Below are 26,102 nucleotides of genomic sequence, written 5' to 3'. Positions count from 1 at the left end.
CGCACGCGTGGGCGTCAATCGCAAGAAAAACGCAACTGTTTAGCGGAAACTGAAAGCAATATACCGATTGTAATCGATTAGAGTTGCGTTGACTTTCCGGGCTGACCGTCGCAAGAAAGTGCCACGCAAACCAAAACGGAGTTCCATCGGAAACCGTGTCCAGATATCCTTTCTCCAAAGCGAAGCCGGGGCGGACGACACTGGGAGCTATCCTCCTGTTTTTCCTGGCAATCTCAAGCTCATTTCTTTTCGCCAGCGATGCCCGCGCCGACTTTCGCGTCTGCAACGGCACACAGACCCTGGTCGGTGTGGCCATCGGCTACCGAGCCAAGGATGGTTGGGTGACCGAAGGCTGGTGGCAGGTTCCAGCCACCACCTGCGCGACCCTCATCGAAGGCGAGCTCCAGTCTCGATACTATTATCTCTACGCGGAAGATGCGGCCCGTGGCGGCCGCTGGACCGGTGACGTCAACATGTGCGTCGCCGAAAATGAATTCAAGATCGCGGGCGTCCAGGACTGCTTTGCCCGCGGCTTCCAGCGGATGGGATTCAAAGAATACGACACGGGGCGGCAAGGAAGCTGGATGGTTCAGCTCTCCGACCCGTCCGGCACGCAAGAAAGCCAGAATTGATGAAGCGGAACAGAAAAGTCAAAATCCTCGCCACGCTCGGACCGGCGTCTTCGGACGAGCAGATGATTCAGAAGCTACACGAGGCCGGGGCTGATCTGTTCCGTATCAACATGAGCCATGCGAGCCACGACGTGATGCGCACGCTGGTTCAGCGCATCCGTACGGTGGAAAGCCGCTGCGGCCGGCCGATCGGCATTCTCGGCGACCTGCAGGGACCGAAGCTGCGCGTCGGCAAGTTCGCGGAAGGCAAGGTCGATCTCAAGGTCGGCCAGACCTTCACGCTCGACAACAGGGACGAGCCTGGGGACAACACCCGCGTCTACCTGCCTCATCCAGAAATTCTCGAAGCGGTGAAGCCAGGCCATCGGCTGCTGATCGATGACGGCAAGCTGCACCTCAAGGCCGAGAAGACCGACGGCAAGAGCATCGTCGCGACCGTTGTCGCCGGCACGAGAATTTCGGACCGCAAGGGCGTGAGCCTGCCCGATACGCTGCTTGCCGTTGGCGTGCTGACCGACAAGGACCGTGCCGACCTCGACGCCATTCTGGCGACCGGCGAATTCGACTGGGTGGCGCTGTCCTTCGTGCAGCGCCCGGAAGACCTGGCCGAGGTTCGCAAGATCGCCCGCGGCCGCGTCGGCCTGATGTCGAAGATCGAGAAGCCGCAGGCACTTGACCGCATCGACGAGATCATCGAGCTCTCGGACGCGCTGATGGTCGCCCGCGGCGACCTCGGCGTCGAAATGCCGCTGGAATCGGTGCCAGGCCTGCAGAAGCAGCTGACGCGCGCGTGTCGGCGCGCCGGTAAGCCGGTGGTCGTTGCCACGCAGATGCTGGAATCGATGATCTCAGCGCCTGTCCCGACACGCGCCGAAGTCTCTGACGTCGCAACCGCCGTGTTCGAAGGTGCCGACGCTGTCATGCTTTCGGCAGAATCCGCCTCGGGCGAGTATCCGGTCGAGGCGGTCTCGACCATGGCGTCGATCGCCAGCAACGTCGAACGCGACCCGCATTACTCCAGCATCATCTACGCGCAGCGCACGCCGCCGGAGGCAACCGGTGCGGACGCGATTTCGCTGGCGGCCCACCAGATCGCCGAGACGCTCCGTCTTTCCGCGATCGTCTGCTACACCTCGTCGGGCACGACCGGCTTGCGCGCCGCCCGTGAACGGCCGCAGGTGCCGATCATCGCTCTGTCGCCGATCGTGCAGACCGCTCGTCGTCTGTCGGTCGTCTGGGGACTGCATTGCGTGGTAACCGAGGACGCGACCGATCTCGACGACATGGTCAACCGCGCCTGCCGCATCGTTGCCTCGGAAGGCTTCGGCAAGCCCGGCGAACGCGTGATCATCTCCGCCGGCGTTCCGCTCGGCACGCCTGGCGCCACCAACATGCTGCGCATCGCCTATATCGGCTCGGACGGCATGAGCGGCGTCTGACACCCCATCGTTCTTTCTGAATATGGCGAAGCCCCAGGACCGCTGATCCCGCTCCTGGGGCTTCATTCTTTCTATTGGGCAAGGCCGATTTGCTTCATGAAGCCTTGATTGTCCCAGAAGAGGTATTCCTCATCCATCACGCCGTCCTTGGTCCAGTGGCCAAGTGTTGCCATCTGGATCTTGAATGCCTTTCCTGTCGGCTCGATCGTCTTGCCCCCACCGATGGGCATCGGCTTGGAGAACGTGCCTTCCATCACTACGCAACAGCGCCGTTTCTCGGAAACACCACCTATGAGCCGGTCAATGGCGGCATCATCGTGTTGCCCGTCCCTTTCAGGACCCCTTGCGATCGGTTAGCCTCTCCTCGGCGAGCTTGACCGTCGCGTCCAGATCCCCGGGTTTGCCCACCAGTTTTTCCACCGCGGCAACAACGACGTCGGTGACGATGTAGTCCGGCTTGTGCCCGAGATTGCCGATCCACAGCAATTCCGCCCCTGCAATGTCGCGCGCCAGGCCGCGCGAATGAACGTCGGCGAGAACGATGTCGTCGCTGTCGCCGCTGACGATAATGGTCCGAGCGGTGATTTGCGCGTATCGCGGCGCGACCTCGGTGACATAGGCATGGAGATTGGCGACGTCGCGTGCATTGTTGCGGAAGGTCGTGGGTCTGAGCACCAGATGGGGGCCGGTCTTTTCAACATAGTCATCGGGCCGCGGATTGGGTGAAAAGATCGAGCGTGTGCCGCCATCGATGCGGCGCTGCCCCAATGGCATCACGAGCGTATGGGCAAAGAGCCAGCCGACGAAGGGCAACGCCGTCAGGCGGTAGTACCAATCGATGCCGCCGGGCCAGGGATGCGTCGCGGGCGCGAGCAGGATGAGGCCGGCGGTCATTTGCGGATGATGAAGGGCGAAACTCGCGGCAATCGCGCCGCCGAAGGAGTGGCCGACGATGACTGCGCGGTGGATGCCCCGTTTGTCCATCAGCTTCGCGATCGCGTCGGCCTGACCGTCCGGTCGGTCATTGGCCGGTCCGCCGCGTTCCGAATAGCCGTGACCCGGCCGGTCGACGAACAGCATCTCCGCGCGGCCAGCAAGGGCCGGTGCGAAGGCATGCAACTGGTCGAGCAGGTTGCCGCTCGCACCATGGATGAAGACGACAGGCGGCAGGTCGGCCGTTTCGGCCGCCGGCAGGTGCACGCTGTTCATCCGGTAGCCGCCGATGTCGATCAGGTCGCCGACATTGGGAAACCGCCGGGCGAAGGCCCGGGCGTGCCAGCGGCTGTAGAAGACCGCGGCAAGTGTCGGGAGGATGAGAAGGAGGAGTGCGATTTTAAGCATGGTCTCGATCGACTGGGAACCATGAGCAACATCAGGTCTTGCTGCCGGCGAGCTTCTCGGCGAGCTCGCCCAGTTGCTCCTGCGCCTTGCGGTCGGCCGGATAGATGTCCAGGAACTGCTCCCAGGCCCGCATGGCGAGCTCGTCCTTGCCCGAGGCGCCGAGAATTGCCGCCATGCCGGCAAGCGCGCCGAAATGACGGGGCTCGATCGTCAGCACGCGGTTGATGTCCGACATCGATTTCCGGTAGTTGCCCATCGTATAGTGCAGCGTCGCGCGCCGGTTCCAGCCTTCAACATAGTTGGGCGCAAGCGTGATGACCTGGTCGAGGATATCGAGGGCTGCGGCCTGTTTGTTGTCGGTGATGGCCTTGTCGACCCACTGCATCAACAGGTTGACCGTGGCGCTGCCGGAATCCTGCCATTCCATGCGGATCTGGTTGGCGAGCTCACGCGCCTTGTCCGCATCGCGTGCCTTCTTGAGGTCGGCGAACAGCCCGTCGAGGCGCTGCTTGGGGGTCGTGAGGCTGGCTGATTCCGTTTGGCTCGATGCTTCCGCCGCGAAAGTGAAACTGCCAGCTCCAAGGGAGGTGGCGAGCAAGGCGGAAGACGCCAAAATCAGGGGTACAAAAACTCGCATGGCGAGCATGTTAGCTCGCCATGGAACAACTTCAAAATCAATTCTAGGACATTGCCGGAGCGCAGTCCACAGCACCCTGCCGGGCTCAGCCCTGGCGAGCCTTGAAGCGCGGGTTCTGCTTGTTGATGATGTAGATGCGGCCCTTGCGACGAACCAGACGGTTTTCGCGGTGGCGGGTCTTCAGCGACTTGAGCGAATTCTTGATCTTCATTTTCCTGATCCGCAGGTTTCGGGGAAACAAAATTCGCCCGGTATCTCTAACAATCAAAAGCGCGCCACTGAGCGCGCTCCTTTTAAGGTGGGATGGCAAATACCGTGTCACCCCTGACGTGTCAACCACAAGACGCTCCATTTTGGCGCCTTGCCCTGCATTTCTGTGGCCTTCAGCTGCGCACGAGCCGCGTGACGTGGCCCATCTTGCGGCCGGGGCGCGCTTCGGTCTTGCCGTAGAGGTGCACCAGAACGTCGTCCTCGGCAAGCAAGGCGGGGACATCGTTGAGGTCGTTGCCGATCAGGTTCCGCATGACGCAGTCCGAATGGCGGCGGGGGTTGCCGAGCGGCAATCCCGAGACGGCACGGATATGCTGCTCGAACTGGGAGACAACGCACGCGGCTTCCGTCCAGTGGCCGGAATTGTGCACGCGGGGCGCCATCTCATTGGCGATCAGGCTGCCGTCGGCCAGCACGAAGAATTCGACGCCGATGACGCCGACATAGCCGAGCGCATCGAGGATTGCCTTGGCGGCCTTGCGCGCTGCCTCGGCCGTCGCGGCACTCACGGCTGCAGGGACGGTCGAGGTATGGAGAATGCCGTTGCGATGGACGTTTTCTGCCGGATCGAAACAGGCGACCGTCCCGTCGGTCGAGCGTGCGGCGATGATCGAGACTTCCCGTTCGAATGGCACGAAGCTCTCAAGGATCAGGGGCACGCCGCCGAGCGCTGCAAAAGCGCCGGCCGGACTGTCGGCCGCAGAGCGGAAGACGCGCTGACCCTTGCCGTCATAACCGAGGCGGCGGGTCTTGAGTACGCCGGCTCCGTCGAAATCGGCGAGCGCCGTTTCAAGGTCAGCCTGGCTGTCGATCGCATGAAAGCCAGCCGTGGCAATGCCGCAGCCATTGATGAAGCGCTTCTCGACAAGACGGTCCTGCGCGACTTCCAGCGCCTTTGGCGGCGGGAAGACGGGACGTCGTGCGGCAAGGCGTTCGGCAGCTGCGACCGGAACGTTCTCGAATTCGTAGGTGATGATGTCGCTGACGTCAGCGAGCCTTCCGAGTGCGTCTTCGTCGTCATAGGCAGCAATGATCTGCTCGTTGGCGACCTGGGCGGCCGGACAGTCGATCTGCGGCTCCAGGATGACGGTGCGAAAGTTCAGTCGGGCTGCTGCCATCGCCAGCATACGGCCGAGCTGGCCGCCGCCGATAATGCCGATGGTGGTCATTGCTCGTCCACCGGATACTCGGCAACGGAAATCGTCTGCTGTTCGCGCCAGTCGTCGAGCCGGTCGGCTAGATCCTCGTCGCTGAGCGCCAGCACGGCGGCGGCGAGAAGCGCGGCATTGACGGCGCCGGCGCGGCCGATCGCGAGCGTTCCGACGGGGATGCCGGCGGGCATCTGGACGATCGACAGCAGGCTGTCCTGACCCGACAGTGCCCGTGATTGAACCGGGACGCCAAAGACCGGCAGCGGCGTCATCGAAGCGCACATGCCGGGCAGGTGTGCTGCACCCCCGGCACCGGCGATGATCACCTTGAAGCCCTCGTCGCGGGCGCCCTTGGCGAAATTGACAAGCCGATCGGGTGTGCGATGCGCCGATACGATGCGTGCCTCATAGGCAATGTCGAGCGCGTCGAGCGTATCGGCGGCGTTCTTCATCGTTTCCCAGTCCGACTGGCTTCCCATGATAATGGCGACGGGTGGGGTCGTGGTGTCGATCACGTTTGTCCTGTTCCGCGTTCAGGCGATGATGTCGGGGATGATCTGGTCTTCGATCTTGCTGATCTTGTCCTTGATCGCCAGCTTTTTCTTCTTCATGCGCTGAATTCTCAGCGCGTCACAGCCGGTCTCGATCATGGCGTTGATGGCAGCGTCGTAGTCTTCATGTTCCTGCCTCAGCCGCGCGGCGGTCAGTCTGAGTTCGGCCTGGTCCTGGTCCGGCATGCAAAGCGATCCCCATCAGCCCGGTTGCGAAGTCCTCCTCGAACCGGAATTTCATGCGCCGCTCTATCACATCTTGGGCGGTAACGGGAAGTTATCCGTCGTCATCATTTCGCCTTCGACAAATGAAAAATGGCATGGCACAGTAGTAAGGTTACAACCATGGAACATCCGGCATTTGCATGCCGGATGCAAGCAAAAGGAAGGGACTGCCAAATGACTGTTGAGGCTCATCTTGCAACGCTTGAGAAAAAACATGGCGTCCTGGAGCAGGAGCTCCATGCGGCATTGAATCAGCCGTCGGTGGAAGACGAACTGATCACTGACATCAAGCGGAGGAAGCTGCGCATCAAGGACGAAATCGAAAGGCTTCGTTCCTCGACTCACTGATTATCAACGGTATTTCCCAGAACTTCGGGAGGCGCCATCTCCCCTCTGAGTAGGCGCAACAAGGTTTAGAACCAATCCCCCACAGTGGAATATACGGAATTTTGGACCGGGCTTGAGGCCCGGTCTGTTTGTCTCAGGGCGCTGCCTGCTGCCGCGACCTTTGCGCGCCTGACAGGATGCGCGGCGCTGCAGGCGGCTGCCGGGCTCAAGACCAGAACTGGTCGAGCCACAGGTTAAGCCGGTCAAATCCCGGTCGGTTGATCGCATAGATCCGGCGCGTGCCGCTTGCCGATACCGAGACCAGATTGCAATCCAGCAAGGCCTTCAGGTGCTGCGACACAGCAGGCCGGCTGATCGGCAGGCCTTCCGCCAGTTCGTTTACGGTCTTTGGCGCGCGCCGCAACTCCTCCAGCAAATGGCGCCGGTTGGGGTCTGCGATGGCATCGAAAGGGTCCGCGATCGTCATGGGTGGACGTTAGGCGAAATCTTGCGAGGCAGCAAGAATTTTGTGCGGTGCGAAACGCTAATTTTGCTTTGCAATATTTCCGCAATACTTGACGCTGGCTCAGCCGGTGGCGAGCAAGCTGTCAAAGCCATCCCAAAGAAGCTTCGAGCCGGCGATGAAGGCCATTGTGTACATGAAGGGGTAGAAGATCTGCGGCTTCATCCGCCGAACGATAAAGGCGCCGCACATGGTCGCAACGATCGCCAGCGGAAAGAGCGTCGCCGAGATTTTCAGGTTGCTCAGATCCAGTTGTCCAAGGGCGAAATAGGGGATGAGCTTGACGGCGTTGAGGATCGCAAAGAAGCGCACGATCGTGCCGGTATATTGCCGTGGATCCAGCTGCAGCGGCAGCGCATAGATCTGGAAAGGCGGGCCGCCGGCATGGGCGACGAAGCTGCCGTAACCGGCAAAAGAACCCCAAAGTGCTGCCGGACCGGCGCGCTGTTTCTTCGGCGCGATCGCGATGCCTTTGCGAGCGCGCCAGACATTGTAGACGTATCTGAGCACGAAGAGCACGGTGATCAGGCCGATGATCAGTCGCAGCAGGTCGCGCGACACGTAGGCCGAGGTCGCCCAGCCGATCAATATGCCGGCAATGGCGCCGGGCAGCAGCATGAAGAGTGTGGTGCGATCGCCGTGCTTGCGCCACATCCACAAGGAGACAATGTCCATCGCGATCAGGATCGGGAGAAGGAGGGCGGCCGCCTGGACTGGGGATACCGCCATCGACAGGATCGGCACGCCCATCAGCGAGAGCGCTTCCCCCATGCCGCCTTTGCTGAGGCCGACGAGCAGAACCGCCGGAATGGCGATAAGATAGAAGTCGAGATCCGGAAGCATGAGTGGCGGTTGATCCTTTTGCCGTCTCCGTCTATCGGTTTTCGAAAATGAAATCGAGCGCTGGTTTCGCCTTAAGGCGGGTACAGCCGGAAATGGATATCTGAGCATGACAACAGAACGCTGCCGCCTGGTGCTGATCGCGCCCGACATGCCCGATCCGGCGGAACGCGCCACGGTGCTCGCCGACGCCCTCAAGGGCGGCGATGTCGCTTCCGTCATCGTGCCGCAATACGGCCTCGACGACACCGAGTTCCAGAAACACGCCGAGCGCCTCGTGCCCATCATCCAGGACGCTGGTGCCGCAGCTCTGATTGCGGGCGATTCGCGCGTGGCGGGACGGACCAAGGCCGATGGGCTGCATGTTGCCGGCAATGCCGAAGCGCTTGGCGAAGCTGTCGAAAAGCATACGCCGAAGCTCATCGTCGGCGGCGGCAATGCGGCCGATCGCCACCATGCGCTCGAGATCGGCGAAGTGCGCCCGGACTACGTGTTCTTCGGCAAGACCGATGGCGACATCAAACCGGAGGCGCATCCGAAAAACCTGGCACTCGCCGAATGGTGGGCCTCGATGATCGAAATCCCCTGCATCGTCATGGGCGGCACGGATCCGCAGTCGGCACTTGCCGTCGCCGAGACCGGTGCCGAGTTCGTTGCCCTTCGCCTTGCGGTCTTCGGCGAGCCGGGACAGGCACCTTCCGTCGTTGCTGCCGTCAATGCTCTGCTTGACGAAAAAGCGCCACGGTTTGAAGATTAAGACGTGTCGATGTTGAGCCGACTGTCTTCCAGATTGAGCCGAGGTCTCTCCCTTTTCGCCGTGGCGGTCGCGCTGGCGCTGCCGGCGCATGCGCAAGAGCTGCAGGGCGGGGGCGAGGATGCTGGCGTCGAAAAGCGCGGTCGGATCACGCCGTTCAATGGGGCTGCCCTGCCGGAAGGGACGGCACCGAACAAGGCCGATGACAAGTCGGCCGCGTCTCCCGGAAAGAAGCCGGCCGACGGAAACGAGCCGTCCGGCGGCGTCGGCGTCTTCGACCGCATGGGCGCCGAACTGCCAGCGTTGCCGGCCGAGAAGCCCTTCGCTGGCAAGGTCGATGATGCCTATGGCGCCTTCCAGCGCGGCTATTACCTGACCGCGATGGATCTCGCACTGCCGCGGGCGCAGCTCGGGGACGCGGCGGCACAGACGCTGATCGCCGAAATCCTGCAGCAGGGGCTGGGCGTGGTGCGCAACCCCCAGCAGGCTGCCTTCTGGTATGGCCAGGCGGCGGAAAAAGGCGACCCGGCGGCGATGTTCAAATATGCGCTGATCCTGATGGAGGGGCGCTACGTCAAGCGCGACCGGAAGAAATCCGAAGAGTTGATGAAGAGGGCGGCTGATCTCGGCAACGGATCGGCCCAATTCAACTACGGACAGACCCTCGTCGCCGACAATCCCGGACCGAAGGGATTGAAGCTGGCGATGCCCTATTATGAAAAATCGGCCGAGCAGGGCATCGCGGACGCGCAGTATGCGCTGTCGCAGATCCTCGTCAATGTCGATGGCATCGAGGAGAGCAAGCGGGTGCGCGCCCGCGAATGGCTCGTCCGTGCGGCACGGGCGGGTTTTGACACCGCACAACTCGACATTGCCATCTGGATGATCGAAGGCATAGCCGGCGACCGGAATCTTGAGGACGGTTTCGGCTGGATGCGGCGGGCGGCCGAAGGTGGCAATGTCGTTGCGCAGAACCGGCTTTCGCATCTGTACGTCAATGCCATCGGCACCAGGCCCAATCCGGTCGAGGCGGCGAAATGGTATGTGCTTTCGCGCCGCGCCGGGCTTAAGGACGACGCGCTCGAAGACTTTTATCTCGGCCTCAACGAAGAGCAGCAGAAGCAGGCGCTCAGTGCGGCGAACAAGTATCGCCGGAGCTGAATGGCTCCGATTGCAGCGGATTCCTCTGCGGCTGAGTTGATGGGAATGCTATTTCGCTTGAACTTGCGGGCCATTTGTGGTTCTCAAGCCGCGGTTTTGCTCGTGGCGCCTGGCAATTGTCGGCGGCCGCGTGCGGAGTGATATTTCACTCGGTTTTTTGACGTCGGAATATGCTGCATTCAAGTGCGACAGCGACCTTTGCGCGTCTGACCGGACGCGCGCCGCTGGCGTGGAGGGCATCGCGGTAAGATTCCGGCAAGCAGGTTCAACACCCGATCGAGCATCCTCGACCGGCTTCGTTTTCAAAGGATCGCCAGATGGCCCGTTCAGCTCTTCTCAATGTCATGGTTCAGGCCGCCTTCAAGGCCGGCAAGTCGTTGGCCCGCGATTTCGGCGAAGTCCAGAACCTGCAGGTCTCGCTCAAGGGACCGGCCGACTATGTCTCGCAGGCTGATCGCAAGGCCGAAAAGCTCATCCGCGAAGAACTGCTGAAAGCCCGGCCGACCTACGGCTTCCTCGGTGAGGAAGGCGAGGAGATCATCGGCACCGACGGTGCGCATCGCTGGATCGTCGACCCGCTCGATGGCACCACCAACTTCCTGCACGGTATCCCGCATTTCGCGGTCTCGATCGCACTGGAACGCCAGGGCGAAATCGTCGGCGCCGTCGTCTTCAACCCGGCGACCGATGAACTCTACACCGCCGAGCGCGGTGGTGGCGCGTTCCTGAACGATCGCCGCCTTCGCGTCGCTTCGCGCAAGCACCTTTCCGACGCCGTGATTGCCACCGGCACCCCGCATCTCGGACGCGGCAACCATGGCAAGTACCTGATTGAACTGCGCCATGTGATGGGCGAAGTGGCGGGCATCCGCCGCATGGGCTCGGCTTCGCTCGACCTTGCCTACGTGGCAGCCGGCCGTTTCGACGGCTACTGGGAACGTGACCTCGCTGCCTGGGACATTGCCGCCGGCGTGCTTCTCATCCGGGAGGCCGGTGGCTGGGCGCACGATATCAACGGCGGCGCCAAGCCGGTTGAGGACGGCTCGGTCGTCTGCGGCAACGAATACATCGTCAAGGCGCTGAACGACGTCGTTCATCGCCCGGTGCCGACGAAGTAAACGGCAACCTGTTCGTCTTAGAGCCTCCGATGCGTGCCCGTGTCGGAGGCTTGTTTTTTTGGGTCGGACCTAAGCGATGGAACACGACAGCGCCACAGGCCCGTGCCTATCTAGAACGCCGCGTGATCCTATGGTCCGGTGAATCCAGTTCGGGACGGGATGCTCCAGGGAGGGCAAGGCTGCTGCTTGGTCCTGGTTCAATGCATAATTTCGCCCTTGAATCGATTTCGGTTTCGGGAATTATGCGGTAGGCTCCGGGCCGGCGATGCGCCGTTCCGTCAAGTAAACCGGGAGATACTTACACCGATGACGAAACTGCATCTGTCCGGGTGGAATGGTCGGGAAAGCATGGAAGACGGCTACAACCCGCACAAGCTCTCGAGCCCCATGCACTATTTCTGGACGATGGTGGTCTTCCTGATCATCGTCGGTTTCGTGGGGGCGATCCTCTTCCGCCAGGCCCACAATGCTTTTCTCGCCAATCCGGGCCTCAACGGGTTGATCCTCGGGGTGCTGCTGATCGGCATCCTGCTCGTGTTCAACCATGTGCTTGGGCTGCGCCCCGAGGTGCGCTGGTTCAACTCGTTCCGCGCCGCCGGCAGCGCCGACAAGGTCGGTCGCGACCCGGTCCTGCTCGCGCCCATGCGCGCCTTGATCGGCGGTCGCCAGACGGCGATCTCGACAACGGCGCTGCGTTCGATCCTCGATTCCATTGCGACCCGGCTTGATGAATCGCGCGACATCTCGCGCTATATGACCGGGCTGCTGGTGTTTCTCGGCCTGCTCGGGACCTTCTGGGGGCTTCTGGGAACAATCGGCTCGATCAACACGGTGATCCAGTCGCTGGATGCAGGATCGGGAACGACCGAGGACATTCTGGCAGCGCTGAAGAGCGGACTGTCGGCACCGCTCACCGGTATGGGTACGGCCTTCTCGACGTCGCTTTTCGGCCTTTCGGGTTCGCTGATCCTCGGCTTCCTCGACCTGCAGGCGGGACGTGCCCAGAACCGCTTTTACACCGAGCTCGAAAACTGGCTCTCCTCGGTCACCGATGTCGGTTCCGAGCTGTCGTCGTCACTCGACCTGCCGGCAGGCGCCCCGGTGGAGGAACTGAAGAAACTCACCGACCAGCTGGTTCGCCTCAACCAGGAGGGGGGCGCGAACCAGCGCACGACTGCGGCGATGGCAACACTCGCCGAAGGCATTCAGGGTCTGGTCAAGAACATGCGTGGTGAGCAGCAGATGCTCCGGGACTGGATCGAAGCGCAGCAGGACGAGGCCAAGGCGATGCGCAAGACCCTGGACAAACTGGCCTCGCGCATCGGCAGCGGCGATCGCCTCGCGGTGCACGGCGACAAGTCGCCGGTGCCCGCCAAGGTGAGCCGCATGGACGAGACCGGAGGGGAGTGATCCATGGCGCTCGCCCGTAAAGGCCGCTCGCAGCGCACGATCGACTACTGGCCGGGCTTCGTCGACGCCCTGTCGACGCTTCTGCTTTCGATCATGTTTCTGCTCACCGTCTTCGTTCTCGGACAGTTTCTCTTGAGCCGCGAAATCAGCGGCAAGGACGAGGTGCTGACCCGGCTGAACAGCCAGATCAACGAACTCACGCAGCTTCTGGCGCTCGAGAAGAGCGGCAAGCAGGATCTTGAGGATTCGCTGGCCAATCTCCAAGCGTCGCTTGCCACGTCCGAAGGCGAACGGTCGCGGCTCCAGGCCCTGCTCGATCAGGGCGCCGGCAGCACCGACGCCGCCAACCAGAAGATCGGTCGTCTCGGCTCCGAACTTGAGAGCGAGCGCGAGATCAGCGCCCGGGCCATGAGCCAGATCGAACTGCTGAACCAGCAGATCGCTGCGCTGCGCAGCCAGATCGCCGCCATTGAGGTCGCGCTTCAGGCGTCGGAGGCCAAGGACCAGGCGTCGCAGACCAAGATCGCCGACCTCGGCCGCCGCCTGAACGTGGCACTTGCCCAGCGGGTGCAGGAGCTCAACCGTTATCGTTCCGATTTCTTCGGTCGCCTGAGGGAGATCCTTTCCGACCGCGAAAACATCCGCATCGTCGGCGACCGCTTCGTCTTTCAGTCCGAGGTGCTTTTCCCCTCCGGTGGCAGCGACCTCAATCCCGAGGGGCAGGTCGAGATGGCCAAGCTCGCCGCGGCGCTGCTCGATCTCGCCAAGGAGATCCCGGCGGAGATCAACTGGGTTCTGCGTGTCGATGGTCACACCGACAATGTGCAGCTCTCCGGCAGCGGCCGCTTTGCCGATAACTGGGAGCTGTCGTCGGCGCGCGCAACCTCGGTGGTGAAGTTCCTGATCTCGAAGGGTGTGCCGGCGGACCGGCTGGTCGCGGCAGGTTTCGGCGAGTTTCAGCCGATCGCGCCAGGCGAGAGCCCGGAAGCCCGGGCGCAGAACCGCCGCATCGAGCTCAAACTGACCGAGAAGTGAGCCGCGGATCCTCGGCACATTGCAGCCTAAGGCCGAAGCCCGACTCTTGAATTGACCTTGACGTACGCGTAACAGTTGCTGCAGCCATCCCAGTGGCTGCGGCAACGTTTGTGCGTCCGGGAGAACACCTGGTGCTGAATGGGATGCGAGGGGAGAGCATTTCATGGATTGCGACGTATTGGTTATCGGCGCGGGGCTCGCCGGCCTTGTCGCCGCCTCGGAGGCGGCAGCACTTGGCCGCAAGGTCATCGTTGTCGACCAGGAGGGGGAACAAAACCTCGGCGGACAGGCGTTCTGGTCGCTGGGCGGACTGTTCTTCGTCGACAGCCCCGAGCAGCGACGCATGGGTATCCGCGATACGCGCGAACTCGCGCGGCAAGACTGGATGGGCTCATCGCAATTCGACCGCGCCGAGGACCATTGGCCACAACTCTGGGCAGAGGCCTATCTCGAATTTGCAGCCGGGGAGAAGCGCCGCTGGCTGCATTCGCTCGGCATGCGCTGGTTCCCGGTCGTCGGCTGGGCCGAGCGTGGTGGTGGCCTTGCCCACGGTCACGGCAATTCGGTGCCGCGGTTTCACGTCACCTGGGGCACGGGGCCGGCGGTGCTCGAACCGTTCGTCCGCCTGACGCGGGAAGCCGAAAGCCGCGGTCTCGTCCGGTTCCGGTTCCGCCACCGGGTGGATGAGCTAACAATCGCGGATGGGCGGGTGACGGGTGCGCGCGGCGCGCTCTTGAAGGATGATCCGGTCGGGCGCGGCCAGCGCAGCTCACGCGACATCGTCGGCGACTTCGAGATTTCGGCCGGCGCGGTCCTCGTCACCTCGGGCGGGATTGGCGGCAACCACGAGCTGGTCCGTCGCAACTGGCCGCGCAAGCGGCTCGGCCAGCCGCCGGCGACGATGGTTGCAGGCGTCCCGCACCATGTCGACGGGCGCATGCTGGAGATCGCCAGCCGTGCGCGCGGCTCGGTGATCAATTCCGACCGTATGTGGCATTATACGGAAGGGCTGAAGAACTTCGATCCAATCTGGCCGGACCACGGCATCCGCATCCTGCCCGGCCCCTCGTCGTTCTGGTGTGACGCGGATGGCAACCGTTTTTCGGCGCCGGCCATGCCGGGCTTCGACACGCTCGGCACATTGCAGGCGATCCGCGACACCGGCCACGACTACAGCTGGTTCATCCTGACGAGGGCGATCATCAAGAAGGAGTTTGCCCTTTCCGGTTCCGAGCAGAACCCGGATCTGACCGGCAAGAGCATATCGCTGCTTTTGAAGCGGCTCGGCAAGAACCCGCCGGGACCGGTACAGGCCTTCATGGACAGAGGCGAGGACTTCATTGTTCGCGACCGCCTCGAAGATCTCGTGCCGGCGATGAATGTGCTGACGGGCGAGAACCGGCTGTCGCTCGAGCACTTGCGCCAGCAGATCGAGGCGCGTGACCGTGAGATCACCAACCCTTTCTCCAAGGACGCTCAGGTGACGGCGATCCGCGGCGCTCGCAGCTATCGCGGTGACCGGCTGCTGCGCACCGCCAAACCGCATCGGCTGCTCGATCCGAAAGCCGGGCCGCTGATTGCCGTTCGGCTGCACATCCTGACGCGCAAGACGCTTGGCGGCCTGCAGACCAATCTTACCGGCCAGGTGCTGGAGCAATCGGGCGAACCGGTGCCTGGTCTCTATGCGGCCGGCGAAGTGGCCGGCTTCGGTGGCGGCGGCATGCATGGCTACAACGCGCTTGAAGGCACCTTCCTCGGCGGCTGCATCTTTTCCGGCCGGGTAGCGGGGCGGGGTGCTGCCGGGGCGTGATTGCTGCCCTGGCCCTCTCGCCGCAGGCGGAAAGGGGCATGGTCGAGCCCTCGGCTACATTCCTCTCGCCCCAAGTGCTGCGTGCTGACGTTGCGGCGAAGCCTGACCGAAGCTTCCTGTTTCCCGGCACGTCGGCTGAGACCGCGTGCACGCAGCGCGCCACTGGTGTCCTTCTCCCCGCTTGGCGGGGAGAAGGTAGCTGGCAGGCAAGGGCGAACGTCGCCGAGCCAGGCCAGCTGATCGAGATCAATCCATCTGCACGTTGGCGTCCCGAACGACCGGCGTCCACTTCGCCAGTTCCGCCGTCACATGCGCGCCGAGCTCTTCCGGGGTTGAGCCAACGATTTTGGCGCTGAATTCCTTCATGCGTTCGACGACGGCCGGATCCTTCAGGGCCTTGTTTGCAGCCTCATTGAGGCGAGCGACCACCGGTTGTGGCGTAGTGGCCGGCGCGAAGAGCGCGTTCCAGGTGTAGGTCTCGTAGCCCGGAATGCCTGACTCCGCGACTGTCGGCACGTCGGGGAAGGAAGGTGCGCGTTCCGCGGTCGTTACCGCAAGCGCCCGGAGCGTCCCTGCCTTGATGTGGCCGGAGGAGGAAGGGAGGTTGTCGAACATGATCGGCACCTGATTGCCGATGACGTCGTTCAGCGCCGGGCCGGCGCCCTTGTAAGGGATATGCTGCATGCTGACGCCGGCCATCTTCTTGAACAGCTCGCCGGAGAGATGCAACGGCGTGCCGTTGCCGGACGAAGCGTAGCTGTATTCGTCGGGCTTGGCCTTGAGCAGCGCCAGCAGTTCCTCGACGTTCTTTGCGGGGAGCTCCGGATTGACGACAAGCACATTGGGCACGACGACGAGCAGCGAGATCGGCGCGAAGTCCTTCTCCGGATCATAGGGCTTGGTCTTGAGGATCAGTGGATTGAGGGCGTGGGTGGCGACGGTCCCCATCAGGATCGTGTAACCGTCCGGGTCTGCACGCGCGACATTGGCGGCGCCAAGGTTGCCGCCGGCGCCGGCGACGTTCTGGACGATCACCTGTTCGCCAAGGTCCTCGGACATCTTCTGCGCCACTATTCTCGCAACCACATCGGTGGAACCGCCGGCGGCGAAGGGAACGACCAGGGTAACCGGCCGGTCGGGAAAGCCCTGAGCAAGCGCCGTCGAGCCAAAAGGCAGCGCCGATAGCGCCACCAGGCCCAATGTCAGGGTTGCGCGCCGAACCAGTTGCGAAAATGCCATGCGATATTCCTCCCGATCAATTCTGCCAACAGCGATGCCGGCCTGTCGTCGACCGGGCTCCTTAACAATAGGGCCTGGCCTCACGACGGCAACCGTTGAATGAAAAATCGAAGAGGGTGTTACGTGTCTGGCCTTGCAGCTCAGCTTTGGGTGCCGACGAACAGGGCCTCGGCGCCGTGGTTGAACTGCAGACGTGCGAGCTTTGCGTAGAGCCCGCCGTGGCGAATGAGGGAGGCGTGTGTGCCTTCCTCGACGATACGGCCATGATCCATGACCAGAATGCGGTCGGCCTTCAGCACGGTTGCGAGCCGATGGGCGATGACAATCGTCGTGCGCTCATGGAGCAGGCCGTCAAGTGCCTTCTGGACCAAGGTTTCGCTCTCGGCGTCGAGCGCCGACGTTGCCTCGTCGAGAAGCAGGATGGGTGCATTCTTGAGAATGGCGCGGGCTATGGCAATGCGTTGGCGCTGGCCGCCCGACAGCGTGACGCCGCGTTCGCCGACGAAGGTGTCATAACCCTTGTCGAGCCGGTTGATGAATTCGTCCGCCTGGGCGGCGGTGGCGGCGGCGCGCACCGCCTCGCGGCTGGCGCCGGGCACGCCGAAGGCGATGTTGTCATGGACCGAGGAGGCGAAGATGGTGACATCCTGCGGCACGATCGCAATCCGCTCGCGCAGGTCCTTCGGATCGACCGTGCGAATGTCGACGCCATCGACGGCAACCGTGCCCTTGGAGGGGTCGTAGAAGCGAAGCAGCATGGAAAAGACGGTGCTCTTACCCGCACCGGACGGCCCGACGATGGCGACGGTCTCGCCGGGCCTGATCGCGAAGGCGAGGCCGTTCAGGCTCTTGAAGTCGGGACGCGCCGGATAGGCGAAGTACACGTCGTCGAAGGTTATGGCGCCCGCCGCCGGCACCGGCATGGCGACCGGATTTTCAGGTGCCTGGATCTCGGGGATCTCCGTCAGCAGTTCATTGAGCCGCTCGGCAGCGCCGGCGGCTTGCGAAAGCTCGCCCCAGACCTCGGAGAGCGAGCCAAGGCTGCCGGCCGCAAAGACCGAATAGAGCAGGAACTGGCTGAGTGTGCCGGCCGAAAGGTTGCCCGCCAGCACGTCATGGGCTCCGAACCACAGCACCGCGACGACACTGCCGAATACCATGGTGATGGCGAATGCGGTGAGCACGGAGCGCGCCTTGATCGCTGCTCGCGCCGCGGCATAGGCATCTTCCACCGAGCTTGCGAAGTGCCGGTTGGCAAGTTCCTCGCCGTTGAAGGCCTGCACGGTGCGCGAGGCGGCAATCGCTTCGCCGGCATAGGCGGAGGCCGTGGCGAGCGTGTCCTGCGCCTGGCGCGAACGGCGGCGGACGGAGCGGCCGAAGCCGACAAGCGGAAAGACGATGATCGGGATGGCGATCAGCACCAGGCTTGAGAGCTTCGGGCTGGTATAGACCATCATGCCGATGGCGCCGAGACACAGGATCAGGTTGCGCAGTGCGACCGAGGCTGTGGCACCGACCGCGGATTTGACCTGGGTCGTATCAGCCGTCAACCGTGAGACGATCTCGCCGGATTGGTTGACATCGAAGAAGGAAGCCGAGAGGCGGGTAACGCGATCGAAGACATTGCGCCTGATGTCCGCAACGATGCGCTCCCCGAGTGAGATGACGAAGTAATAGCGGGCGGCACTGGCGAGCGCGAGCACGATGGCGAGCAGCATCAGCATCGAGAAGTAGGTGTTGATGAAGCCGCTATCGGAACTGGAGAAGCCATTGTCGACCATCCGCCTGACGGCCAGCGGCAGCGTCAATGTGGTCACCGCCGCAATAACCAGGGAGACGCCTGCGCCGATCACCAGATGGCGATAGCGGGTGAGATAGGGCACCAACGTGGCGAGAGGGCGAATGGACTTGCGCGCTGGCGCCTGGATTTCTCTTGTCGACACTTGACCCCTTTCGCCAACCACGGAGGAAAGGGTTTGCCCATGAGTCTTCCGCGCGGCACTTGTTATCCCGCAGACCTTGATGTATAGGCACGGCATCCAATTGGGAAGCCGTGGCCCTTCAGCCGGTCCGCGGCTTCATTTACGTGTTCGGTCTCGAAGTCGCAATGCCTTGCGACAATTGGACCCTGGAACTCTAGGAAGATCGTTATGAAGGCAGACATCCATCCCGACTACCACATCATCAAGGTGGTCATGACTGACGGCACCGAATACGAAACCCGCTCGACCTGGGGTTCGGAAGGCGCAACCATGAACCTGGAAATCGACCCCAAGTCGCACCCAGCCTGGACCGGCGGCAACCAGCAGCTCATGGACCGCGGCGGCCGCGTCTCCAAGTTCAAGAAGCGCTTCGAAGGCCTCGGCCTCTAATCGACTGCTTCTTCAGAATACTCGAAGCCCGGCTCTGCCGGGCTTTTTTGTTGCCGTGCGGTCGCGGATGTCTCGGGGTAGGGGGGGGCGGCTGCGACAAAAGCATGAAAGAAACGGACAACAAAAAACCCGGCGATGGCCGGGTTTCTTGTCTTAGTCAGCGGGCAGGTGCCCGATCAATTCGTCCCGAAGGCCGTCTGCAGCAGCTTGATCTGCGCCTTGACGCCGTTCTGGTTGTCCGGAACGATCGCGGCGGCTTCGTGCGGGCGATAGATTTCGCGGTCGAGCAGGGCGACGCGGTTCTGCAGGCGCAGTGAGCGCTCGATCAGATCGCGGAAGGATTCCGGCAGCTCGGCCCAGCCGGGAGCGGCCTTGTCGACGTTGAAGCTGTCGAGGCGCACCTTGCTCTTTTCCGACATCACCTGGTCGCGACTCATCTCGCCGTTGTTGACGGCGCGCTGCAGCAGCAGCCACGAGGCCATCTGCATCAGGCGGGTGGTGAGCCGCATGGATTCGGCAGCATAAAGAACAGATGCCATGCGCGGAAGAACCTTCGAAGCAGCGCGGCCGGCGCCATCGAGATAGGTCGCCGTTTCCTCGACCAGACCCATGCCTTCCGAATAGAGTGTCTTGAATTGTGCCGAGGACGCTGCGTGTCCTGCGAAACTGACCGTATTCAATCCTCTCTCGGACATGACCTGTTTTCCCTGGTTCAAACGCATCACGACAGTCAGGTAGCGGACGGTTATGGGAAATAAATCCTTGCCGTCTCTATGCTTGAAGAATGATCCGATAGCGCATTTCGCGCAAGGGCATTCTTAAGAAAGGGTTAATCTCCACAGTTCTTTAGAGAAACCTATGCCAAAACAAAAAAAGAGCCGCGAAAAGCGGCTCTCAAGGTAAAACAGGGAGAAAAATCAGACCCATTCGCCAGTCGGAGAAATTGTCTGAGCCCGGAAAGCTCCGGATGCCCTGACAATCGCAGATAATGCTTAATGTGCCGTTAAGCGCGCCCTGTCTTGCTCCGCGCGGACCGCTGCCTGAGGCGCCTTAGCGAAACAGGTTTTCCGCAGCCGAGCGGCTTGCGGACTTGCGTGTCCGTTCGGCTTCCAGCCGGGCGATTTCGTCCGTCAGAAGGGCGATGCGTTGTGTCAACTCGTCGACTGACAGGAGCGCGAGGTCACTGCCGATTTCGTGGGCCACCTTCTTCTGTGGCCGATCGTCGTCAAATAGGCTCATCGGACTGATCCTCCCATTCCGGACGCTTGTCCGGCTCGTTGCGGGCCTCTTCAAATGGGGCCGCGCGTGGCGAAAGCTGCAGGCTTTCCGGCGTCGTCGGCGTGCCGGCGTTGACGGGCGAGAAGGCATCGCGGTCGGAAACCGGCACAGGCGCGCGCACCCGGCTGCGGATGATGGCATAGGCCGTGATCAGAATATGGGCGCAGGCGGTGATCATGAACAGACCGTAGGGGCCGGCCGCGGTCATGACCGGGCCGCCGATGGTCGGGCCGATAATGGTGCCGATGCCGTAGAGCAGCAGCAGGCCACCGGAGACTTTGACGAAGTCCTCGGCGGTCGCGAAGTCGTTGGCGTGCGAAACGGCGATCGGATAGAGCGCGTTGGCGGCAGCGCCGTAGATTGCGATCAGCGTCAGCACGATCCAGACCTGGCTCGGCTCGATGAGGAAGATCAGCAGCCCGGCCAAGGCGCCAATGCCGGCAAGGGCTGCCAGTACGTAACGTCGGTCGATACGGTCGGAGAGGCGGCCGGCGGGGAGCTGCATGACCGCGCCGGCGAAGATCGCCACGCTCATCATTGCCGCAACGGTGCTGTCGGAAAGCCCGGCCTGCCGGCCGAAGACCGCGCCGAGCGTGCCGAAGGCGCCGTTGGCGATACCGACCAGCAGGATGCCGAGGAAGGAAACCGGCGAGTTCCGGTAGAGGCCGCGCAAATCGAGACTGACCTTCTTCAACGGCTGCGGCGAGGCGGCCTTCGACATCAAGGTCGGCAGCATCGCGACACAATAGAGGATGCCGCAGATCATGAAGAAGAAGCTGGTCGACGTATCGCCGAAGGGGATCATCATCTGGCCGCCGACGACGCCAAAGAGGGTGATGGCGATATAGAGCGAGAAGATCACCCCGCGGCTTTCATTGGTGGCGCGCTCGTTCAGCCAGCTTTCGATGATCATCGAGGTGCCGGCGGTGGCAAAGCCGGTCAGCGCCCGCAGGATCAGCCACCAGGTGGAATCGATCAGGATACCGGTCGTCAGCGCGACGATGGCGATGAGCGCAGCGAAAACGCTGAAGGCCCGCACATGGCCGATGCGCTTGACGACGTTGGGGGCAAAGAAGCAGCCGAGAACGAAGCCCGCCGCCCAGGATGTGCCGATCAGGCCGAGGATGGTGGTCGGATAACCTTCAGCGGTGCCGCGCACGGGAAGAAGAAGCCCCTGAAGACCATTGCCCAGAAAGAGAAACAGCGTGCCGAGCAGGAGGGCGGCGACCGGGAGCAGGTTCTTTCTCATCATCCATCCGAAATTCGTTCTGCCGTCAGCAAGTTAGGGCGATGCCTAGCGAATTGCCAGCCGGTTTCTCTTTACAGCACTTTGGTTTGCCGCATGCTTTTGTCCCCCAATCGGCGATGATCGAAGCAACACGCGGCTGCCGGTCATTGCAAATCGGCTCCGGAAACACTAGCCCTTTTTGCCAAGCGCAGCGTATCGCCAGTCCTTGGGAGGAGGCGGTGCTCCATGCGACGAACGATGCCGGCCCTGCGAACACGCTGCCGGTTAGGTGACCTTTGGTTCATGAGGGCAACATGCAGAAGGCGCTCGCCCTTATTCTGCTTCTGGCAATGGTCATCCAGTTGCTGTGGCCACTCGGCCTGCCGGGATTGCGACATCGTCGCGACTTCTGGAAGATCGCGGTCTTTGCCATTGTCATGATGATGGTGACCGTGCTGATACGGCCGTAGTGCGTCGCCCGTAACGCAACTCGCCGTTACCTTTGGAACTCCATCACCTCCGGCCTGCCGCTAGTTTGGTTGAGAAACCTGACGTTTCAACCAGAAAAGGGCGCAGGACAGATGGGAAAGAAAGCGCTAAAGTGCGCACTTCATTCGGGAGATGATTTCGGGGGTTTCTTGGAACGCCGGCTCGCTGCAATTCTCGCTGCCGATGTCGTGGGCTACAGCCGCCTGATCGGCGCTGATGAGACGGGCACGCTTGCCGCGATGAAGCGCCACAAGAGTGAACTCGTCGATCCGAAAATCAATCGCCACAAGGGACGGATCGTCAAGCTCACCGGCGACGGCATCCTTGTCGAGTTCGCAAGCGTCGTGCATGCGGTTGCCTGCGCCGTCGACATCCAGCGCGGCATGCTGATCCGCAACGAAGGCGTGCCGCCGCTGAAACGCATCGAACTCAGGATCGGCGTGCATCTCGGCGACATCATCGTCGAGGATGGGGACATCTTCGGCGACGGCGTCAATGTCGCAGCCCGCATTGAGGGGCTGGCGGAGCCCTCCGGCATTGCCGTTTCGGCCTCGGTGCGCGACCATGTCGGCTCGCGCCTGGATGTCGGTTTCATCGACAAGGGCGAGCATACGCTGAAGAACATCGCCGCCGGGGTGCACGTCTATTCGATCGCGCTCGGTGCGCCGACAAAAGTCGCTTCGGCGCCGAACGGCTCGTGTCCTGTTGTGCTCGACGATGGCTACGGGCTCTCCGTCGGCGTACTTCCCTTCACCAACATGAGCCACGATCCGGAGCAGGAGTATTTCTCGGACGGCATCACGGAAGACATCATCACCGATCTCTCGAAGATCTCGAAGCTGCATGTGGTCGCCCGCAACACCGTGTTCACCTTCAAGGGGCGGTCGGTGAAGGTGAAGCAGGTGGCCCAGGAACTTGGCGTCCGCTACATCCTCGAAGGCAGCGTGCGCAAGGCCGGCGCGCGGGTGCGCATTACCGGCCAGCTCATCGACGCCTTGACCGGGACGCATCTCTGGGCCGACCGCTACGACCGGGAGCTGACGGACATCTTCGCCATTCAGGACGAGATCACCCATGCGATCGTCGATCAACTGAGGATCAAGCTGCTGCCGGCGGAAAAGCGGGCGATCGAAAGCGATCCGACGACGAGCGTGGAGGCCTATACCTACTATCTGCGTGGCCGGCAGTTCTCCCACGCCTGGACCCGATCCTACCTGCTTCTGGCCCGGCGCATGTTTCTGAAGGCGGTGGAGCTCGACCCGGATTTTGCCCGCGCCTATGCCGGCATTGCCGATTGCGAGTCGGCCCTGCGCGACTGGCACGAAGACGAGTTCCCGCTGCAAAGCATCCTGTCCACCACCGACAAAGCCCTGGCGCTCGATCCGAACCTGGCTGAGGCGCACGCGTCCCGCGGCCTGGTCCTGCATCAGGACGGCCAGTGCGACGAGGCGGTTGCCGAGTTCGAGCAGGCATTGACGCTTGATGCCGGGCTTTACGAAGCGAACTTCCACTATGGCCGCTTCCTGTTCATGCAAGGCTCCTTTGAGACCGCGATCCAGTTCTTCAAGCGTGCTGCCGATATCAGGCCCGACGACTATCTGTCGCCGATCCACCTGATGAGCGCGTACAAGTCGCTCGGGCGCAACGCCGAGCGTGCGCAATGGGCAAGGGTCGGGATATCGCGCGCGGAGCGCGCGCTGGAACTCAATCCGGAAAACTCCGGTCCCGCGCATCGCGGCGCGCTGGCGCTGGCCCATATGGGCGAGGCCGATCGGGCGCGGGAATGGGCCGCACGTGCGCTGGCGATCGACCCCGACGACGTGGTTGCCCGATACAACACGGCGTGCGTCTATTCCATTCTCGGCGACATCGACGCAGCACTCGATCTGCTGGAAACCTTGCTGCCGCAGAGCTCCTGCTATCAGCTGCTCTGGTTCAAGCAGGATTCCGATCTGGATACGGTCCGCCACCACGTGCGCTTCCAGGCGATGGTCGAGGCGATCGCCAAATGCGAGGCGGGCCTGCGCTGAACCCGCCGGACGCGGATTTCCGTCCGGCGGTCGTGCTTAATGATGGCTCGCCTGGCGGCCGTCGACCGGGACGCTGCTGCGGCCACCCGTCAGCCACCAGATGGCGAGGCCGGTGACGAACAGCATGGCCGTCGCAACGATCACCACTGCGGTGAAGGCCTGTTCAAAGGCAAAGCGGGCACGGGTCACGAGTTCGCCGGCCACATCAGCCGGCAGTTTCTCGGCAAGCAGCAAGGCCTCGTCCAGGCTGTCGCGCGCCATCGGCGAGATGGCGGCACCCTCCGGCAGGACGAGAAAGGCGGTGTAGACGAGCGACATCACACTGCCGAGCACGGCAATGCCGATCGCGCCGCCAAGCTCGAACGAGACTTCTTCGACGGAGGCCGCCATGCCTGCCCGCTCCGGCGGGGCGTTGAACATGATGGCACTGGAGGCTGCGGTCATCGATGCGCCGATGCCGAGGCCGAGAACGACGAGACTGGCGATCTGGGCAAAGGCGCCGGCTTCGTGAACCAGCAGATATCCACCAAGGCCCAGGCCCGAAAGGATGAGGCCTGAGCGCAGCACCACCTCCGCACCGAGCCGCGGCAGGAGCACGCCGGTCAGAGGGCCGGCGACGAAGGCGGCGAGCGGGATCGGCAGGATGAAGAGGCCCGCCTGAAGCGGCGAGAAGCCTTCAACCAACTGCAGTTGCTGGCTGAGGACCAGCTCGATACCGACGATGGAAGCCGATGCGACCAATGCCGCCGCGACGCCAGAGGAAAAGGCTCCGTTGCGGAAGAGGCTGAAATCGATCAGCGGATGGCTGCTCCGCCGCTGCCGGCGTACGAAAAGGACAAGCGCGATCGCGCCGATCACGGCGGCGGCAAGACCGGCTTCCAGCGAAGGCTCGCGCTTGCTGGTTTCCTTGACGGCATAGGCAAGGCCAATGAGACCGACCATGATCTGCAGCGAGCCGAGCGCGTCCCACGGATGCTTGGGATTGCCTGCTGTGTTGGGCAGCACGACAAGGCCGAGCAGCAGGGCGATTGCGACGATCGGCACGTTGATCAGGAAGACCGAGCCCCACCAGAAATATTCGAGCAGGAAGCCGCCAAGTACCGGGCCGATGGCCGCACCTCCGGAGGCGATCGCGGCCCAGACGCCGATCGCCAGCGCCCGCTCGCGCTCGTCGGTGAAGGTCAGCCGGATGATCGACAGCGTTGCCGGCATCATCAGCGCAGCGCCGACGGCAAGCAGCACGCGGCCGCCGATGAGGACTTCCGGATTGGGCGCGTAGGCGGCGATCAGAGAGGCGACGCCGAAGACGGCGAGGCCGACGATGAAGGGCTTCTTGTGCCCAAGCCTGTCGCCAAGCGTTCCGAGGCCGGGCAGGAGGCCGGCAACGACGAGGGCATAGGCATTGACGATCCAGAGCTTTTCGGACGCGGTTGCGCCGAGGTCGTGGGTCAGCCGGGGCAGGGCAGTATAGAGCACCGTCATATCGACGACGATCAGAAAGAGAGCGCTCGACACGATGGCCAGAATGAGCCAGCGATTTTGCGGAAGCATGTTACACCTCAGGTGGCCGCCCACGGGGAAATGGAGGCTGGGCCTTGTTTACGTCAGGGTCATTGTTTATTTGAATACGTACGTATGGATTTGAAATAGGAAGTCAAGATGGGACGGCGACGAACAATCGATCGTGACAAGGTTCTGGATGCGGCGGAGGCGATCGTGAACACCGTCGGCGCCGCCGGCCTGACGATCGATGCCGTCGCCAAGGCTTCCGGTATCACCAAGGGCGGCGTGCAATACTGTTTCGGCAACAAGGACGGCCTGATCGACGCGATGATGGAGCGTTGGTTTTCCGAATTCGACGGCGCGGTTGCGGCGGAGGGCGGTGACGATGCTGACCCGCTGAAGGCGATGCGCGCTCATGCGGCGGTGACCGCCCGGATGAACACCGCCGAGAACGCCCGTACGTCCGGCATGATGGCGGCCCTGTTGCAGCGTGAAGAGCATATGGCGAAGAACCGCGCCTGGTATCGCGCCCGTCTTGATGGCTTGGACCTGTCGACGGAAGGGGGGCGCCGGGCGCGGCTGATGTTTCTGGCAACGGAAGGCGTCTTCCTGCTGCGCGGTTTCGGCTTCCTCGAAATGGATGACGCCGAGTGGCAGGATATGTTTGCCGACATTCTGAGGCTGCAGTCGAAACCGGAACCCCAAGCGTAGCGAAAAGCGCTAGGGATTCGATCGGCGG

The 26,102-nt window shown here is 62.6% G+C and carries 27 protein-coding genes and 1 pseudogene; 13 read left to right on the top strand and 15 right to left on the bottom strand.

Features of this window, described 5'->3' with window-relative positions; all coding sequences use genetic code 11:
- Nucleotides 1–260: 260 nt before the first annotated feature.
- Together BBX50_RS28550 and pyk are read left to right on the top strand one after the other, a co-directional pair.
- Nucleotides 261–632, top strand: a pseudogene (locus BBX50_RS28550) (DUF1036 domain-containing protein); the annotation flags it as partial.
- Nucleotides 632–2,071 carry a pyruvate kinase gene (gene pyk / locus BBX50_RS28545; RefSeq protein ID WP_065778659.1) on the top strand — a complete coding sequence of 480 codons (1,440 nt, stop codon included), beginning with the start codon at nucleotides 632–634 and terminating at the stop codon, nucleotides 2,069–2,071. The pseudogene BBX50_RS28550 and the gene pyk, both read left to right, overlap by 1 nt.
- A gap of 71 nt (nucleotides 2,072–2,142) precedes the next feature.
- Here the strand turns inward: pyk and BBX50_RS28540 are convergent, their stop codons facing one another.
- The 7 genes from BBX50_RS28540 to BBX50_RS28510 form a co-directional block, all read right to left on the bottom strand.
- Nucleotides 2,143–2,325: a hypothetical protein gene (locus BBX50_RS28540; protein WP_065778658.1), complete on the bottom strand. Its 183-nt coding sequence runs from the start codon at nucleotides 2,323–2,325 to the stop codon at nucleotides 2,143–2,145.
- Nucleotides 2,326–2,404: 79 nt separating this feature from the next.
- Nucleotides 2,405–3,412, bottom strand: coding sequence for an alpha/beta hydrolase (locus tag BBX50_RS28535; RefSeq protein WP_065778657.1), 1,008 nt, complete (start codon nucleotides 3,410–3,412; stop codon nucleotides 2,405–2,407).
- 31 nt (nucleotides 3,413–3,443) lie between these two features.
- Nucleotides 3,444–4,058, bottom strand: coding sequence for a hypothetical protein (locus tag BBX50_RS28530; RefSeq protein WP_065778656.1), 615 nt, complete (start codon nucleotides 4,056–4,058; stop codon nucleotides 3,444–3,446).
- A 76-nt stretch (nucleotides 4,059–4,134) separates the two neighbouring features.
- The gene (gene ykgO, locus BBX50_RS28525) at nucleotides 4,135–4,260 is read right to left on the bottom strand and encodes a type B 50S ribosomal protein L36 (RefSeq protein ID WP_025424787.1); all 126 of its coding nucleotides are present in this window, start codon (nucleotides 4,258–4,260) and stop codon (nucleotides 4,135–4,137) included.
- A 172-nt stretch (nucleotides 4,261–4,432) separates the two neighbouring features.
- Nucleotides 4,433–5,488: a 5-(carboxyamino)imidazole ribonucleotide synthase gene (locus BBX50_RS28520; protein ID WP_065778655.1), complete on the bottom strand. Its 1,056-nt coding sequence runs from the start codon at nucleotides 5,486–5,488 to the stop codon at nucleotides 4,433–4,435.
- Complete coding sequence (gene purE, locus BBX50_RS28515) at nucleotides 5,485–5,949, bottom strand: 5-(carboxyamino)imidazole ribonucleotide mutase (protein ID WP_065778771.1); 465 nt, start codon at nucleotides 5,947–5,949, stop codon at nucleotides 5,485–5,487. The genes BBX50_RS28520 and purE overlap by 4 nt, the downstream gene beginning before the upstream one ends.
- A gap of 54 nt (nucleotides 5,950–6,003) precedes the next feature.
- Complete coding sequence (locus tag BBX50_RS28510; protein ID WP_057254651.1) at nucleotides 6,004–6,207, bottom strand: DUF465 domain-containing protein; 204 nt, start codon at nucleotides 6,205–6,207, stop codon at nucleotides 6,004–6,006.
- Nucleotides 6,208–6,420: 213 nt separating this feature from the next.
- Between BBX50_RS28510 and BBX50_RS28505 the strand changes: the two genes are divergently transcribed.
- On the top strand, nucleotides 6,421–6,594 hold the full coding sequence (locus BBX50_RS28505; RefSeq protein WP_065375242.1) for a DUF465 domain-containing protein: 174 nt from the start codon (nucleotides 6,421–6,423) through the stop codon (nucleotides 6,592–6,594).
- A gap of 205 nt (nucleotides 6,595–6,799) precedes the next feature.
- Here the strand turns inward: BBX50_RS28505 and BBX50_RS28500 are convergent, their stop codons facing one another.
- Both BBX50_RS28500 and BBX50_RS28495 read right to left on the bottom strand, forming a co-directional pair.
- On the bottom strand, nucleotides 6,800–7,060 hold the full coding sequence (locus BBX50_RS28500; RefSeq protein WP_034806124.1) for a metalloregulator ArsR/SmtB family transcription factor: 261 nt from the start codon (nucleotides 7,058–7,060) through the stop codon (nucleotides 6,800–6,802).
- Nucleotides 7,061–7,159: 99 nt separating this feature from the next.
- Nucleotides 7,160–7,939: a sulfite exporter TauE/SafE family protein gene (locus BBX50_RS28495; protein WP_065778654.1), complete on the bottom strand. Its 780-nt coding sequence runs from the start codon at nucleotides 7,937–7,939 to the stop codon at nucleotides 7,160–7,162.
- A 106-nt stretch (nucleotides 7,940–8,045) separates the two neighbouring features.
- On the opposite strand from BBX50_RS28495, the gene BBX50_RS28490 reads away from it, so the two are divergent.
- From BBX50_RS28490 to BBX50_RS28465, 6 genes are all read left to right on the top strand, one after another.
- Entirely contained in the window at nucleotides 8,046–8,693 is a 648-nt protein-coding gene (locus BBX50_RS28490; protein WP_065778653.1) for a thiamine phosphate synthase, read from the top strand.
- A gap of 9 nt (nucleotides 8,694–8,702) precedes the next feature.
- Nucleotides 8,703–9,851 carry a tetratricopeptide repeat protein gene (locus tag BBX50_RS28485; RefSeq protein WP_065778652.1) on the top strand — a complete coding sequence of 383 codons (1,149 nt, stop codon included), beginning with the start codon at nucleotides 8,703–8,705 and terminating at the stop codon, nucleotides 9,849–9,851.
- 317 nt (nucleotides 9,852–10,168) lie between these two features.
- Nucleotides 10,169–10,969 carry an inositol monophosphatase family protein gene (locus BBX50_RS28480; protein WP_065778651.1) on the top strand — a complete coding sequence of 267 codons (801 nt, stop codon included), beginning with the start codon at nucleotides 10,169–10,171 and terminating at the stop codon, nucleotides 10,967–10,969.
- 306 nt (nucleotides 10,970–11,275) lie between these two features.
- Nucleotides 11,276–12,379 (top strand): MotA/TolQ/ExbB proton channel family protein, encoded by a 1,104-nt coding sequence (locus BBX50_RS28475; RefSeq protein ID WP_065778650.1) that lies wholly within the window; start codon nucleotides 11,276–11,278, stop codon nucleotides 12,377–12,379.
- A 3-nt stretch (nucleotides 12,380–12,382) separates the two neighbouring features.
- Nucleotides 12,383–13,414, top strand: a complete 1,032-nt coding sequence (locus BBX50_RS28470; protein ID WP_065778649.1) for a peptidoglycan -binding protein — start codon at nucleotides 12,383–12,385, stop codon at nucleotides 13,412–13,414.
- 163 nt (nucleotides 13,415–13,577) lie between these two features.
- The gene (locus BBX50_RS28465) at nucleotides 13,578–15,224 is read left to right on the top strand and encodes an FAD-binding dehydrogenase (protein ID WP_065778648.1); all 1,647 of its coding nucleotides are present in this window, start codon (nucleotides 13,578–13,580) and stop codon (nucleotides 15,222–15,224) included.
- Between the two features lie 246 nt (nucleotides 15,225–15,470).
- On the opposite strand, the gene BBX50_RS28460 is transcribed toward BBX50_RS28465, so the two are convergent.
- The gene (locus BBX50_RS28460) at nucleotides 15,471–16,463 is read right to left on the bottom strand and encodes a tripartite tricarboxylate transporter substrate binding protein (RefSeq protein ID WP_065778647.1); all 993 of its coding nucleotides are present in this window, start codon (nucleotides 16,461–16,463) and stop codon (nucleotides 15,471–15,473) included.
- 140 nt (nucleotides 16,464–16,603) lie between these two features.
- Nucleotides 16,604–18,406 carry an ABC transporter transmembrane domain-containing protein gene (locus tag BBX50_RS28455; RefSeq protein ID WP_139108347.1) on the bottom strand — a complete coding sequence of 601 codons (1,803 nt, stop codon included), beginning with the start codon at nucleotides 18,404–18,406 and terminating at the stop codon, nucleotides 16,604–16,606.
- 207 nt (nucleotides 18,407–18,613) lie between these two features.
- On the opposite strand from BBX50_RS28455, the gene rpmE reads away from it, so the two are divergent.
- Nucleotides 18,614–18,835 (top strand): 50S ribosomal protein L31, encoded by a 222-nt coding sequence (rpmE, locus tag BBX50_RS28450; RefSeq protein ID WP_065778645.1) that lies wholly within the window; start codon nucleotides 18,614–18,616, stop codon nucleotides 18,833–18,835.
- 176 nt (nucleotides 18,836–19,011) lie between these two features.
- Here the strand turns inward: rpmE and BBX50_RS28445 are convergent, their stop codons facing one another.
- The 3 genes from BBX50_RS28445 to BBX50_RS28435 form a co-directional block, all read right to left on the bottom strand.
- Entirely contained in the window at nucleotides 19,012–19,530 is a 519-nt protein-coding gene (locus tag BBX50_RS28445) for a DUF1465 family protein (RefSeq protein WP_065778644.1), read from the bottom strand.
- Nucleotides 19,531–19,885: 355 nt separating this feature from the next.
- On the bottom strand, nucleotides 19,886–20,074 hold the full coding sequence (locus tag BBX50_RS28440; protein ID WP_065778643.1) for a DUF1192 domain-containing protein: 189 nt from the start codon (nucleotides 20,072–20,074) through the stop codon (nucleotides 19,886–19,888).
- Nucleotides 20,061–21,362 carry an MFS transporter gene (locus tag BBX50_RS28435; RefSeq protein ID WP_065778770.1) on the bottom strand — a complete coding sequence of 434 codons (1,302 nt, stop codon included), beginning with the start codon at nucleotides 21,360–21,362 and terminating at the stop codon, nucleotides 20,061–20,063. Before BBX50_RS28435 ends, BBX50_RS28440 begins: the two co-directional genes overlap by 14 nt.
- Nucleotides 21,363–21,655: 293 nt before the next feature.
- On the opposite strand from BBX50_RS28435, the gene BBX50_RS30640 reads away from it, so the two are divergent.
- Nucleotides 21,656–21,811, top strand: a complete 156-nt coding sequence (locus BBX50_RS30640) for a hypothetical protein (protein ID WP_139108346.1) — start codon at nucleotides 21,656–21,658, stop codon at nucleotides 21,809–21,811.
- Between the two features lie 111 nt (nucleotides 21,812–21,922).
- Entirely contained in the window at nucleotides 21,923–23,860 is a 1,938-nt protein-coding gene (locus tag BBX50_RS28430) for a tetratricopeptide repeat protein (protein ID WP_139108345.1), read from the top strand.
- A gap of 36 nt (nucleotides 23,861–23,896) precedes the next feature.
- Here the strand turns inward: BBX50_RS28430 and BBX50_RS28425 are convergent, their stop codons facing one another.
- On the bottom strand, nucleotides 23,897–25,411 hold the full coding sequence (locus BBX50_RS28425; RefSeq protein WP_065778641.1) for an MFS transporter: 1,515 nt from the start codon (nucleotides 25,409–25,411) through the stop codon (nucleotides 23,897–23,899).
- Nucleotides 25,412–25,519: 108 nt separating this feature from the next.
- Between BBX50_RS28425 and BBX50_RS28420 the strand changes: the two genes are divergently transcribed.
- Nucleotides 25,520–26,074: a TetR/AcrR family transcriptional regulator gene (locus tag BBX50_RS28420; RefSeq protein ID WP_065778640.1), complete on the top strand. Its 555-nt coding sequence runs from the start codon at nucleotides 25,520–25,522 to the stop codon at nucleotides 26,072–26,074.
- Nucleotides 26,075–26,102: the final 28 nt, after the last annotated feature.

It is taken from the genome of Ensifer sp. LC11 (genome assembly GCF_001695835.1).
Classification (GTDB): Bacteria; Pseudomonadota; Alphaproteobacteria; order Rhizobiales; family Rhizobiaceae; genus Ensifer.
The sequence above is the reverse complement of the archived record's forward strand: the minus strand, read 5'-3'. Positions and strand labels throughout refer to the sequence as shown.